The following is a 225-nucleotide window of genomic DNA, read 5'->3' as shown; positions in this document are numbered from 1 at the left end:
GCGTCGATCTGCTCATCAGCACTGACGACGGTCTCGAATGGACCCGCGGCGCAACGCTTGCCGCGGCAGACCTCGCCGCCACCGGCGACGGTCTCTACGCGGCCGCAGAAGAAGGACTACTCCTCAGCACCGACAACGGCGCCACCTTCACCCCCATCGCCGACGCCCCACTGCTCTACACACTCGACGCCAAACCCAATGGCTCGCTCGCAGGAGTCGGAACCG

1 pseudogene is annotated in these 225 nt (G+C 66.7%); it reads left to right on the top strand.

Annotated features, from left to right (window positions below):
• A pseudogene (locus AX744_RS20720) lies at positions 1-225 on the top strand (F510_1955 family glycosylhydrolase); the annotation flags it as partial.

It is taken from the genome of Microbacterium sp. CCH5-D1, assembly GCF_001557335.1.
Taxonomy (GTDB): Bacteria; Actinomycetota; Actinomycetes; order Actinomycetales; family Microbacteriaceae; genus Microbacterium; species Microbacterium oxydans.
Note: the sequence above shows the minus strand (reverse complement) of the source record. Positions and strands in the feature narration are given on the sequence as shown.